Source organism: Okeania sp., from assembly GCF_035285525.1.
GTDB lineage: Bacteria > Cyanobacteriota > Cyanobacteriia > Cyanobacteriales > Microcoleaceae > Trichodesmium.
The window spans coordinates 37,820-50,653 of record NZ_JAYKGW010000217.1; the positions used below are offsets into that span (position 1 = coordinate 37,820).

The window sequence follows — 12,834 nt, forward strand, 5'->3', positions numbered from 1 at the left end:
ATTTTGAGATTTAATCAGCCAACCCTAAATATCTACGAAAAAACCGAGTTTCTTGGTTTACCTAGCAATTAACAATTAATAATTACCTCTCCCTGTTTGGGAGAGGATTGACGCTCAAGGAAAAAATTTTCTTTTCTCTTGGTCGATTGGATATGGTTAAGGAACCCATTCATCCCTCGACCGCTTCTTCCTCTTGAAAAGAGAGGCTTTTAACCTAAATTATTAATTATTAATTATTAAGCAGCCCACTTCTGCGCTACAACTTCAGCTAAATCCACAACACGCTGACTGTAACCCCATTCATTATCATACCAAGCAATAACCTTTACCATATCCCCATCCATAACCATTGTCAGACTCGCATCAACAATAGAAGAATTATCATTGCCACGATAGTCAATAGAAACCAAAGGTAGATCGTTATATAGAATAATACCCTTCATTGGTCCAGCTGCTGCTGCTTGTATAACTTCATTTACCTGTTCTACAAAAGTCTTTTTCTCAACTTGAGCCACTAAATCTACAACAGAAACGTTAGGAGTAGGAACACGCATCGCAATACCATTTAATTTACCCTTCATTTCTGGAATTACTAAAGCCACTGCTTTAGCTGCACCTGTAGAAGTGGGAACAATATTTACCGCTGCAGCTCTAGCTCGTCGTAAATCTCTGTGACTAGCATCCAAAATACGTTGGTCCCCAGTATAACTATGAGTTGTAGTCATTGTACCTTTAATAATGCCAAAGTTGTCATTTATAACCTTGACCACAGGAGCTAGGCAGTTGGTGGTGCAACTAGCATTACTAATGATATTGTAATCTTCATGCTTATAATCCTCGTGATTAACACCCATCACAAAAGTACCAATTTGTCCACCCTTACCAGGAGCAGTAATTAGAACCTTTTTAGCTCCAGCTTGTAAATGCTTTGAAGCTCCTTCCTCAGTCACAAATACACCTGTGGACTCAATAATTAAGTCAATGCCCCAGTCTTTCCATGGTAAATTTAAAGGATTACGGTCCGAAACACATTTAATTGTTTTGCCATTGACAGTAATAGAATTTTCATCAGCACTAATATCTACACCCTTTAAAGTGCCCAACATTGAATCATATCTTAGTAGATGAGCATTGGTTTTGGGGTCAGAAGTATCGTTAATACCTACAAGATCAAGTTGGCTATCTGTACGAGTCAGTAAGCAACGTAAAAAATTCCGTCCAATACGTCCAAAACCATTTATGGCAACTCTAATCACTTTTTTAGCTCCTAATAACAGCTTGTAAAATTTAATTTTTTAGACAGTTCCACACACTGATAAAAAAGTTTCAGTATGGGTTTTTTCGTAAATTTATCCATTTAAGTGGATATATTTCCTAGTTAACTAATTAAGTTCCCATGAGGCTCCACAGGTTACTTATTGATAGTTTCAGATATTTCAGATATTTATTTCCGACTTCAACTCTTTCATGGCTTAATTCCACATCATTTACTTTTAGAGAAGTAATCTGAATTTCAGCCACGAGAGCTTAAGAGAAAATTAACCTCGACCATCATCATACAGCAAAATGGTAATTCGATAATTTTTTTATCGGTTAATTACGATCCCAAATTATTTATTAAAGCACTTATCAAACAAATATTACTCAAGGTCAGGTGAAAAATGGTAATTCTCTGTCCTACTATCGTTAGTATGTCATATCCAATCGACCAAGAAAAGAAAAAAAATTCCTTTGAGCCAACCCTCTGTTTTATAAGAATAGTTAATTATTAATTATTAAACATATATTTTTTCTGCTACGACAAAATCCTGATGATTAATCCTCAATCTGCCTTGGAGATGTGTCCGGAAAGATACTGGCCAATAGGTAAATAATTAATATAAAAAAAACTAATCATTCGAGATATAGACTATTCACAAAGCTAACCAGTGTTTTTACTAAATTACTGCTAAACTCTATCTAAAAAAAAAAATTCCTGGTATGATGTCGCGTGTTAAGGACGCGGTGTGGTGTGTAAGGAGCAATTAATGAGTAAATATGTTGATTTAAGTGGTAAGCCATTTCACTTTATTGGTATTGGTGGCATCGGGATGTCGGCTCTTGCTTACATTTTAGCGAAACGCAACCTACCTACTTATGGCTCAGATTTGAAATCTAGCCATATAACAAAACGCTTAGAAGCAATAGGGGCACACATATTCTGGCGTCAAGAAGCCAAAAATTTAGAGTTATTTCAGCAGAATATTGAAGAACAAAATTTATCTCGATCAGATAATCATAACTTAAATTTACCTTCTACTAATATCTCTAACAATAAGGTCGGAGAAGTAGTAACTAAAAAACACCATGTTAGATTGGGAAATAAGGAAAGAATTTTTCAATTACCACAGGTAGTTTGTTCAACAGCAATAAATCAAACCAACTCCGAGTACAAGGCAGCCATTGAACTTGGATGTCCAATTTTGCATCGCTCAGATTTATTAGCAGCTCTAATTGAGGATTATCAAAGCATAGCTGTGGCTGGAACTCATGGCAAAACTACAACTAGCAGTTTAATTGGGTTGATGCTTCTGGAAACTGGTTTAGACCCTACCATTGTTGTTGGAGGAGAAGTAGATGCTTGGGGAGGTAATGCTCGTTTAGGTGAAGGTCCTTATCTGGTAGCTGAAGCAGATGAGTCAGACGGATCCTTAGTTAAATTATGTGCCCAAATTGGTGTAGTTACAAATATTGAATTAGACCATCCAGACCATTACGAAAGTTTGGAACAGGTGGTAGAAACTTTCAAAACATTTAAAGGAAACTGTCAGGATATAGTGGGTTGTATAGACTGCTCTAATGTTAGAGATCAACTTCAACCAAACATTAGTTACAGCATTAATCCTAAAAGTGACGCTGATTATACAGTAGATTGTATAGATTATCGCTCTAATATTACCTTGGCTCGTGTTTGGGAACGAGGCCAACTTTTAGGACAACTACAGTTGAATTTACTGGGTAAGCATAACTTAAGTAATGCTTTGGCTGCAGTCGCAGTGGGTAGATTATTAGGTTTAGAATTTTCTGCCATTGCCTCAGCGATCGCTAAGTTTCAGGGTGCGCATCGTAGGTTTGAACATCGGGGTGAATATAACGGCATTGTTTTTATTGATGATTATGCTCATCATCCCAGTGAAATTACTGTAACTTTGGCGGCAGCTCGCTTATGGAAAAGTCAGCCATTAACTCTAAAGTCTCATACATCTACAACCAACTTACCTTTCATTCAACTAAGCAATAAGTCACAATCAATTGAAAGAGTTATTGCTATTTTCCAGCCTCATCGTTATAGTCGTACTCAGAGTTTTCTTTCCGAGTTTGCTAAGTCATTTAAAGATGCTGACATGGTGATTGTCACTGATATTTACAGTGCTGGAGAATCACCTGATGGTCAAATTGATGGCCTTAAAGTAGCTGAAGCAATTTCTAGGGAGCATCAAAAGGTTTACTATCGATCATCTTTAGACTCAGTGACTAAATTTTTACATGAGGTTCTTAAGTCAGGAGATATGGCAATATTCCTTAGTGCTGGTAATCTGAATCGTATTATCCCAGAACTTATGGCATATTATCATCAATCACCTCAACCTCACTATCAGGTGGTATCTGGTGAAATAGCTTAGATGAAAAGACGAAGTTGAGTTAAATAATACCAATTTGCTCAAAAAATATTACAAGCTTAAGGCTAATTACCAAACCAAGAAGCAGTAATAATGACAATTCCTGAACATGTCACAGGTGACATAGTATGACTTATATTTCCTAGAGGTTGTCCTTCTAACTGACTAGAAATATGTCAGAAATATTTGTCCAATTGGTATAAACCCAAAACAGGCTCTTTAAACTACCATAATTCAAGTTATTAGTTATGACCATGACTCTTTCTTATCAAATACCTACTTCAGTTCCCAAACCACAACATAAACCTATCCCACTATTAGGTACAGATTGTGTAATTAGGTCTAATGTTCCTTTGGCTCCTCTCACTTCTTTCCGAGTCGGAGGCCCTGCTGAATGGTATGTTACGCCAAAAAGATTGGAGCAACTGCAAGCAAGTTTTCAGTTTGCTAACTCCGAAGGGCTAGAAATAACTTTGCTAGGAGCTGGCTCTAATATGTTAGTTAGTGATAGTGGTTTATCTGGATTAGTTATTGGCAGTTGCAAGCTCCGGTACATCAACTTTGAAGAAGAAACAGGTCTCTTAACTGTGGGTGCTGGTGAATCATTACCACGTCTTGCTTGGAAGGCAGCAAGAATGGGCTGGCAAGGTTTAGAGTGGGCGGTTGGTATTCCTGGTACTATTGGTGGTGCAGTGGTAATGAATGCTGGGGCACAAGGTAAATGTATAGCTGATATATTAGTTAATGCCCATGTTATGTTACCTAATGGTGAAATAGATATTTTATCTCCTCAAGACCTGGAATACAGTTATCGTCATTCCAAGCTACAAGGTAAATCTATTTTTGTGGCTCAAGCTACTTTTCAGCTACAACCAGGAGAAAACCCTGTTCTCATAAAAGCTATAACTTCTGAAAATTTTGACAAGCGAAAAACTACCCAACCTTATCACTTACCTAGCTGTGGTAGTGTTTTTCGGAACCCCAGACCAAAAGCTGCTGGTTGGTTAATTGAACAAACTGGACTTAAGGGGCATCAAATAGGTATGGCTCAGGTTGCTCACCGTCATGCTAACTTTATTCTTAACTGTGGAGGTGCTACAGCTAACGATATTTTACGACTGATTCACCATGTTCAAGAAGAGGTGGAAAAGCAGTGGTCTTTGTTATTAAAACCAGAGGTAAAAGTGATGGGAGATTTTTCAAAAGTAGCAAGTTTTTAATTACAGTCAACCATAGTTTGTGTGGGATAATTTAGGGGTGCAAATATAAAGCATAGAAAATGAATAAGTTATTGTTATGAAAACTATTTTGATCCTAATCAATCAGGTTTTTAACAAAAAATCAATTTCTATTACTTTTTATAATACTATTGAGATGAGCAGCAGTTTCAGATTTCCCACCTTCTGGAACTATTGATTGCTATACACAAGACATTCGAGTTAGAATAAAAAACTTTTCCTTAAGATTATTAATAAATCCCTTGAGGAAACTATAAATGAATTAGCAAAATCAATGTCAATTTATTCATTATAATTAAGCGCTAAAAATTTATATGTATGTAGTGTTATGATTTTTATGGTGGAGGATACCCGTGCTATAGCTTTGTAGATTAGTATTTTAATCAGCTCATACTAAAGCACAAAATAAAGTTAGATTTCATCTTATACCCAGTATGCCTTGATACAGGGATATTAAAAAAAATCCAAATCTTGATCAGGCAAGGAAAAGATTTAGATACTATAGTTATTTAATAATATCTAGACTTGGTATAAGTAATTCAGAATCTATTGGCAACTAACAAATACTAAATAAGACTTACCATAGAAGAGTAATTAATATGACACAAGGAAAAGGTTTTGGCTTTGGCTTAGGTAAAATGAGAGAACTAACTGATGCTTTTAAAAAAGCTCAACAAGTTCAGGAAGGAGCCAAAAAACTTCAAGAAGAACTCGATAAATTAGAAGTTGAAGGAACAGCAGGTGGTGGTTTGGTGAAAGTTTTTCTCAGTGGGAACCAAGAACCGCGACGAGTAGAAATTTCACCAGATGTACTGAAGGAAGAAGCAGATGTAGTTGCTGAACTGATGACGGTAGCAATGCAAGATGCTTATACTAAGTCTACTACTACTATGCGGGAACGTATGGAAGAGTTGACAGGTGGTTTGAATATTCCAGGGTTATCTTAGTTTAAATAGTAATAGTGGCTAGGAAAGGTTTGAAGTTAGTTATCTACAAAGCCATGGTAGACTAACTAACTGAGAAACTTTATCCTAGTCTTTTAGATTTCTGAAAGATTAAGAATTAAGATGACCATTGAGCTATCAGCAATAAGACTATATGCTTAAGGGTTGACAAACAGTTAATTCGTCAATTTTTAATAATTCTGGATTCTGCATTTGAAATTCTAAATTAATTTATGTAATTTTGGATTCTAAATTCATTTATGTCTTATAAACTATTATTTGTTTGTCTTGGTAATATCTGTCGTTCTCCTTCGGCAGAAAATATTATGAATCATCTGATAGAAAAAGCTAATTTGAGCGAACGTATAATTTGTGATTCTGCTGGTACTGGGGGTTATCATATAGGTAGTCCTCCTGATTCTAGAATGACTTATGCAGCTAAAATGAGAGGTATTAATCTCAAAGGTTCAGCTCGTAAATTTCAAGTGGAAGATTTTAATAATTTTGATTTAATTCTCACAATGGATCAGGAAAATTATCGAGATGTACTTCGTTTAGATAGTGCTGGTAAGTATAGGGATAAGGTGAAGTTAATGTGTGATTTTTGTAGATATTTTGATATTAAGGAAGTACCCGATCCTTATTATGGTGGTTCAGATGGTTTTGATTATGTGATTGAAATACTTTTGGATGCTTGTGAGGGATTATTAGATGATTTGGTCAAAAATAAAATAGTAATTTAGTCATGGCTGAATTTAAAATTCTAGCAATCCTGTATAATTAATAAATTGTCTATTAAGAAAAAGGAATACTTGGCATGGGAGCAAAATGTTCCCACTGTCTATTTTGACAAATATTGTCGGACAATTTATCACCATTACCATTATAATACAATAACCTAGATTATTTACAGCGGATTCCACTTTTATGAGGTACATCACACCCGCGCGAGCAAGATGCACAGTTCCCGAAAAATCCCTACTTATGAAGATTTAATTATTAAATCTGTGCTTCTTATGCTTTATGCTTGGAATTTGCTATATCTAAAAATTATTAACGAAATTATAATTAAGGTTAATTAGATAGGTAATTTTCCATAGTAAAACGAACTAATTCAGCTCGATTATTAGTATTAGTTTTTCTCAATAAACTACTCACATATTTTTCAATAGTTCTAGGACTTAAATGTAGGCGATCGCCAATTTTAACATTAGAAAAACCATTAAGCAAAAGACCTAAAACTTCTTTTTCTCTAGCAGTTAAACTAATCTGATAATTTTTGATAATTGACTGAGATATTGCTTCTGAATCATCTGATTTTGATGCTTTTTCTGTTATTAAAGATTGACTATTATTAGATAAAGAATTAGCTTTAGGTGAAGCTTGGGCTATCAGAGCATATCTATCTAATAAAGCTCTAACTACAGCTCCTAATTCTACTAATTCAAAAGGCTTTGGTAAATAAACATCACAACCTAATTGATAACCTTTTACCCTTTCCTGTACACTTGTATGAGCAGTTAGGAAAATAACAGGTAAAAGACGAAAATCTGGACGTCTCCGAACTTGTTTTACCAGTTCATAACCATCCATTTCTGGCATGGCAATATCAGTAATAATTAGATGGGGTTGAGATTTTGCAACTAAGTCTAAAGCTTGTTGACCATTTTCCGCTTTGACAGCTAAGTAACCAGATACCTCTAGGTAGTCACTGATACATAGTCTAGTTCCTAAATCATCATCAACAACAAGAATTGTTAAAGGCATGGTTTTGTGGGAATGAGTCTAAAATAATTAATAATTAATAATTAATAATTAATAATTAATAATTAATAATTATAAAAAAGAGCAAACTTTTAGGCTGTTCAGCTTCAAAAACTTAGCATTTTACGTTAACTAGAAAAGAAAAATTAAGAAACTATTTTGGCAACTACTTCCTCTGTAACTTCTTTAAATCCTTATTCTTAACTACTTCCTACTCCATACCTCCCTCAAAATACTTTGTATAAGCAAACCATAATCATTGGAAATGTCTAGTCGTAGTAGAGTTTATCAAATATAGTTTTAAGATATCAGATAAAGTCTAAACTCTTGGCTAGAAAAGATTTTAATTTGATCAATATCCTAAAACGTAAATATTTATTGCGGAATACTGCGCAAACAGTTATTAGCTTTCAGCTATCCTCCTAGCAATAATACTCTAATTTTTTAGTAGGATTTAACTTTTAGTCAATCATAGTCTACTTAATTGACCGGGGTTTAAAAAAGCTTTTATAGCGCAAATAACGCAAATAAATTAAGAGCAATAGCTAATAGCTAACAACTGAATACTTACCCTAAAACTTTTTTAGAGTTCTATAAATATAAATATAGATGAGATGGAGAAAATTTATCAAGCAAGTCAGGTATATATTTTTAATAAGTATTAATAGACATCTCCATAAAAGGTTGTGAAAACTTTATTTAACTCTTCCAAAAGTAGTATTTTGGGAGATATCTAAATAGGTTTAATTTTCACTTCCTTTTTTTCTACAATTCTTAACTAAATTTCTATTAAGAGGTTTTTTCTCTCTACAAACTTTACTTTCCGATAAGCTATTGGTAGTTAAATATTTTTCGAGATTAATATTTATATTTAAACCTCTATTAATAGTTATATTCCTTTCTAATGATAACTTACAGCTAAACTATCAGGTTGTCCAAGATTTCCATGCCAAACAATACCTTTTTGGTTGGCAGCTAAATGACGCAAAATTTTGTAAATTGTTTCTATTTGATCATCAGCTCCTGCTTTTTTAGCTAACTCTTCTAAAGACAAAGGAGAACTTTCCTGCTTCAGAATATTTACTACCTTTTGTTGTAATTCTAAAATTGTAGCAGCAGCTTTTTTGCCCGCCTCTACTCCTGGTTGATGATAAGCATTAATATTAACTAGAGAAGCATAAAAACCAACCGCCCGCTCATAAAGGGCAATTAACGCTCCTACATTATAAGGATTAACTTTAGGAATAGTAACTGTAATAGAACCTCGGTCTTTTTCATAAAGTGCTTGTCTAGTACCTTGAAGAAAACCAGATAAATAGTCCCCAGATGTAACCCCCGCTTCTATTTCTGGAGAAATGCCTTGACGATCTTCCAGAACTTCAATAAAAGTAAGAAAGAAATTAGAGACGCCTTCTCGTAACTGTTGTACATAAGCGTGTTGATCTGTGGAACCCTTATTACCATAGACGGCAATACCCTGGTTAACTATATTACCATCTAGGTCTTTTTCTTTACCCAAAGATTCCATAACTAACTGTTGTAGATATCTACTAAATAGTAGTAGACTATCCTTGTATGGTAAGACTACCATATCTTTTTCCCCACGACCATTACCTACAGCATACCAACTTAAAGCTAATAAAGCTGAGGGGTTATCCTTGATGTCATGTTTGCGAGTAGCTATGTCCATTTCTTGAGCGCCAGCCAGCATAGCCCGAATGTCAATTCCTTGCAGTGCTGCGGGTAGCAAACCAACGGAAGAGAGTTCGGAAGTCCGTCCACCTACCCAATCTGCCATCGGGATAATATCTATCCATTCTTCAGATTTGGCAATTTTACCTAGTTTACTATTAGGAGTGGTAATCGCGACAGCTTGATTGGCAAATTTTAAGTTTTCAGATGCAAAAGCAGCTTTGACCTCGATCATACCATTCCGAGGTTCTGGGGTGCCTCCAGATTTAGAGATGACTATAACTAGGGTACTTTTGAGGCGATCGCCGATTTTGTGGATTACCCGGTCTATACCTACTGGGTCTGTGTTATCTATGAAGTGTATTTCCATTGGTGGGTCATCTAGACCAAGAGCTTCGGCGACAAATTGAGGGCCTAAGGCTGAACCACCAATACCAATGGACAGAATATCTGTAAATTTAGCAGCATTATTAGGTTTAATTTCTCCACTATGGACTTTTTTAACAAAAGTTTCAATTTGTTCAATAGTTTGGACAACTTCCTGTTTAATTTCAGGAGTAGGAGCAATATTAGGGTCTCTGAGCCAATAATGGCCAACCATTCGATTTTCATCTGGATTAGCGATCGCCCCTTTTTCTAAAGCGTCCATATCTTGGAAAGCTTTGGTAAATTTAGGCTTCATTGTCTCAACAAAAGAGTGGTCAAATTTAATACGACTTATATCAACATAAAATCCTAATCCTTGGTGATAGTAAAGCCAGTCAATATAACGTTGCCAGAGTGCTTTTGATTCCATAAAAGTTAATTTATTCAATATTTTTACTTGTTTATTAATTTTAGTTTAGAAGACTAAATTTCTGGCTTTGGTAAAATACGGATAAATTTAATAATTTTACCTGTTACTTCTATACCAATGAGATAATTGTCCACAGTAAATCTATAGAAAATACCGGTGGTTCCAAGTTGCCTTAATTCTGGCAATTCTTGTAAGTAATTTATTTGACTGAATTTCATAAAAACAAAATCATATATTTTTTGGTAAGCAACAGATTCTATAACTTTAAGGTCTTCGAGAAAAGACCTAGCGTAACGAACTTCTAGGGTCATTTCAGTTATTAGTTATTAGTTATTAGTTATTAGTTATTAGTTATTAGTATCTCCAATTTTTCAGTTATTAGTTGTTAGTTTATCAGTTATAGCCATTCTCAATAGGTTGTAATATTTTATTTATGGGTTTGGAGGCACAAACACCTACAGTTTTTTATTGCAATTAATTTGATATTGGTATATTAGTATCTCCGGCTCAAGTTGGAAGTTTTAAAAATAGAAGTTTGCTTTTTTCTTGTATTTGAAAAAATAGACTTAATGCCCTATTTTTTGTCACTATCAATATAGTTTTTCTGTTGTAGTTTAATCAATAAAAATTGTTTTTACCAATAGATAAATGATAATTAATCTATTATTTATTCCTCTGGGTTTTAACCCTATCCCTTCCTTATAAGGAACTCCTGAAACCCTGTTGATGGGGGTCGGGAGATGGGGATCTGGGGGGAGAAAAGCCTCTAGTTAAATGCCTTGACTCTCCCCGAATAACCATTGAATGACAAGCTCATAACTTCTCTTTTTTGTCAATTTTTATGTTAAGAAAGATGTTGATCAAGCATAGGTTTTAACTAGAGGTAATTATTCATTATTCATTATTCATTATTCATTATTCATTATTCATTAATTTAACTATCTTCTTTGTCAAAGTCTAATATTTGTAAAGCTTCTTCTTCAGTGAATATATCTCCTGGTTTGTGACTTCTTTTAGATTGTTGAATAGCTGCCATCATAAAATTGTCATAATGAAGTATTTTTAGATATTCCCAAGCTTTTTTTAATTCTACATCAGACATTTTTTCAATTAAAGAATACATCTTAATTTTGAGAAAACCAATACTATTTGATTTCACTTTCTGTTTTTCCTCTTGATAGGGAGTATTTATTAATGGATAATTGATAATGGATAATTGATAATTGATATTAACTTGTTTTTGATAGTAATTTACTTTAATTACTAAACCTTCTTTGAAACCGGGGATCGAAATGATGTTTCTTTTTTTGGTTGCATTTGAAACAGAGAGTTTGCAGATTACTCATATCATTAGTACCACTTCTAGCAAGAGGAATAATATGGTCTATAGTAAGTTCTGTTTCGGTTGAATTTTTACCACAACTTTGACAGTTATGATTGTCTCTTTCAAACACATATTTTCTAACAGCTAAAGGAATTTTTATCCGTGGTGTTTTGTGCATAATTAATTTGCTATAAAATTACTGAAATTAAATAATTTCATTATATCCTTTGATGAGGCGATCGCCAAAGAAAAAGTAAATTGCGTTTGATTATGGTAGGGGTTTGGTCTCCCAACCCTCATTCCAACAAAAATCCTCAAAAAATTGATGCTTTATTTTAATTTTCGATATTATGTTGATTTTGAGTTTAATAACAAATAATAAAGTTATTAAATACTATTTACTAAAATCCTTTTTTCCTATTTGTTATTCCCTAAGATAGATAAATTTTTGGCTGTCTTCAAAATTATAAAAGATGCCAAATATATGAAGTAAATATATTAATAATTGAATGTTCATAAGTAGGGAGCATCTTCCACCCGTGAGCGTACTTCACCAATGTAGAATTAGCTATAAAATGTACTCTATAAATTTAGGTTTTTCTGGAAAATTTTTACTTATCTTCTGGTTTAATTTTCTGACGTAAATCATCAAGTGGGGAAACTTCTTTGTCTTCTGCAAATTGATTATTGAAGTCGCTTTCTTTTGTCTCAATATTTTTAGGTTAAAACTCAATAGTTATTCTTATTTTTCATCTTTGCCAGCTTTTTGCACCTGGTTTTAATATTTTACAATCTATTCCGTTAGTTAACCAATTTTCTCTTCCTTCTGTTAGTTATGTTTGAAGAGCTTTTTTCATTTATGTGAGAAATTCATGGAGGGTAAAAGTCCGATTTTTGACAAAGACTTCGTTTTCATAAACAGAGACAACATCTTCTTTAGATAAGAATATTTTTTGATTAATTTTTGTTTGCCTTTTGTGGGTTTACAATAAATTTATTAGCGGGGTTAGTTGTTACAATGTCTGAGTTTTTGGCAGAATGTTTTTGGTTCTATTACTCCTTCTTTTTTCAGAAAAATAAATCTCTAGGATGAAAAAAATATCGTGCATAAATTAATTTTATCTCAGAAAGTATCTACTAATTTTCCTGATTAAACTTTTGCCGTAAATCATCAAGTGGAGATACTTCTGTTTCCAGATATTCTGAATTATTATCACCAAAATTTTCTGACTGACTTAATTCTTTTTGTTCGATTTTTGCTTCAGGTTCATCAAGGCAAAATTGTACAGAAAATTTTACTAGAATTTTCTCTGACTACATTTTTGAATAAATCTGGAATATGTAGCAGAAAAAATCTTCTATATAAATCAACTTTTTGATAAAAAAGTTTCTCAAACATTAGTTAGTAGTAGTGCTT

10 protein-coding genes and 1 pseudogene are annotated in these 12,834 nt (G+C 33.7%); 4 read left to right on the plus strand and 7 right to left on the minus strand.

Annotation, left to right across the window (positions count from 1 at the left end):
* Window positions 1-236: 236 nt before the first annotated feature.
* Window positions 237-1,256: a type I glyceraldehyde-3-phosphate dehydrogenase gene (locus tag VKJ25_RS20620; RefSeq protein WP_324238522.1), complete on the minus strand. Its 1,020-nt coding sequence runs from the start codon at window positions 1,254-1,256 to the stop codon at window positions 237-239.
* A gap of 771 nt (window positions 1,257-2,027) precedes the next feature.
* Here VKJ25_RS20620 and murC point away from each other — a divergent pair.
* The 4 genes from murC to VKJ25_RS20640 all read left to right on the plus strand — a co-directional run bounded on the left by murC (window position 2,028) and on the right by VKJ25_RS20640 (window position 6,584).
* Window positions 2,028-3,662, plus strand: coding sequence for a UDP-N-acetylmuramate--L-alanine ligase (murC, locus tag VKJ25_RS20625; RefSeq protein ID WP_324238523.1), 1,635 nt, complete (start codon window positions 2,028-2,030; stop codon window positions 3,660-3,662).
* A gap of 245 nt (window positions 3,663-3,907) precedes the next feature.
* Window positions 3,908-4,879 (plus strand): UDP-N-acetylmuramate dehydrogenase, encoded by a 972-nt coding sequence (gene murB, locus VKJ25_RS20630; protein WP_324238524.1) that lies wholly within the window; start codon window positions 3,908-3,910, stop codon window positions 4,877-4,879.
* Window positions 4,880-5,496: 617 nt separating this feature from the next.
* Window positions 5,497-5,844, plus strand: coding sequence for a YbaB/EbfC family nucleoid-associated protein (locus tag VKJ25_RS20635; protein WP_324238525.1), 348 nt, complete (start codon window positions 5,497-5,499; stop codon window positions 5,842-5,844).
* A 257-nt stretch (window positions 5,845-6,101) separates the two neighbouring features.
* Window positions 6,102-6,584: a low molecular weight protein-tyrosine-phosphatase gene (locus tag VKJ25_RS20640; RefSeq protein WP_324238526.1), complete on the plus strand. Its 483-nt coding sequence runs from the start codon at window positions 6,102-6,104 to the stop codon at window positions 6,582-6,584.
* 331 nt (window positions 6,585-6,915) lie between these two features.
* Here the strand turns inward: VKJ25_RS20640 and VKJ25_RS20645 are convergent, their stop codons facing one another.
* From VKJ25_RS20645 to VKJ25_RS24750, 6 genes and pseudogenes are all read right to left on the minus strand, one after another.
* Window positions 6,916-7,608 (minus strand): response regulator transcription factor, encoded by a 693-nt coding sequence (locus tag VKJ25_RS20645; RefSeq protein WP_324238527.1) that lies wholly within the window; start codon window positions 7,606-7,608, stop codon window positions 6,916-6,918.
* A gap of 898 nt (window positions 7,609-8,506) precedes the next feature.
* Window positions 8,507-10,093, minus strand: a complete 1,587-nt coding sequence (locus VKJ25_RS20650) for a glucose-6-phosphate isomerase (RefSeq protein WP_324238528.1) — start codon at window positions 10,091-10,093, stop codon at window positions 8,507-8,509.
* Window positions 10,094-10,146: 53 nt separating this feature from the next.
* A complete protein-coding gene (locus VKJ25_RS20655; RefSeq protein ID WP_324238529.1) occupies window positions 10,147-10,404 on the minus strand; it encodes a cytotoxic translational repressor of toxin-antitoxin stability system in 258 nt (85 codons plus the stop codon).
* Window positions 10,405-11,027: 623 nt separating this feature from the next.
* Window positions 11,028-11,252 (minus strand): hypothetical protein, encoded by a 225-nt coding sequence (locus VKJ25_RS20660; protein ID WP_324238530.1) that lies wholly within the window; start codon window positions 11,250-11,252, stop codon window positions 11,028-11,030.
* Between the two features lie 97 nt (window positions 11,253-11,349).
* The gene (locus VKJ25_RS20665) at window positions 11,350-11,595 is read right to left on the minus strand and encodes an HNH endonuclease (RefSeq protein ID WP_324238531.1); all 246 of its coding nucleotides are present in this window, start codon (window positions 11,593-11,595) and stop codon (window positions 11,350-11,352) included.
* A 571-nt stretch (window positions 11,596-12,166) separates the two neighbouring features.
* A pseudogene (locus tag VKJ25_RS24750) lies at window positions 12,167-12,232 on the minus strand (KGK domain-containing protein); the annotation flags it as partial.
* Window positions 12,233-12,834 lie beyond the last annotated feature (602 nt).

What these genes read in the sequence shown, in the direction of transcription:
- murC (WP_324238523.1), top strand. Translation starts at nt 2,028, where the DNA reads ATGAGTAAATATGTTGATTTAAGTGGTAAGCCATTTCACTTTATTGGT.
- murB (WP_324238524.1), top strand. Translation starts at nt 3,908, where the DNA reads ATGACCATGACTCTTTCTTATCAAATACCTACTTCAGTTCCCAAACCA.
- VKJ25_RS20635 (WP_324238525.1), top strand. Translation starts at nt 5,497, where the DNA reads ATGACACAAGGAAAAGGTTTTGGCTTTGGCTTAGGTAAAATGAGAGAA.
- VKJ25_RS20640 (WP_324238526.1), top strand. Translation starts at nt 6,102, where the DNA reads ATGTCTTATAAACTATTATTTGTTTGTCTTGGTAATATCTGTCGTTCT.
- VKJ25_RS20645 (WP_324238527.1), bottom strand. Translation starts at nt 7,608, where the DNA reads ATGCCTTTAACAATTCTTGTTGTTGATGATGATTTAGGAACTAGACTA.
- VKJ25_RS20650 (WP_324238528.1), bottom strand. Translation starts at nt 10,093, where the DNA reads ATGGAATCAAAAGCACTCTGGCAACGTTATATTGACTGGCTTTACTAT.
- VKJ25_RS20655 (WP_324238529.1), bottom strand. Translation starts at nt 10,404, where the DNA reads ATGACCCTAGAAGTTCGTTACGCTAGGTCTTTTCTCGAAGACCTTAAA.
- VKJ25_RS20665 (WP_324238531.1), bottom strand. Translation starts at nt 11,595, where the DNA reads ATGCACAAAACACCACGGATAAAAATTCCTTTAGCTGTTAGAAAATAT.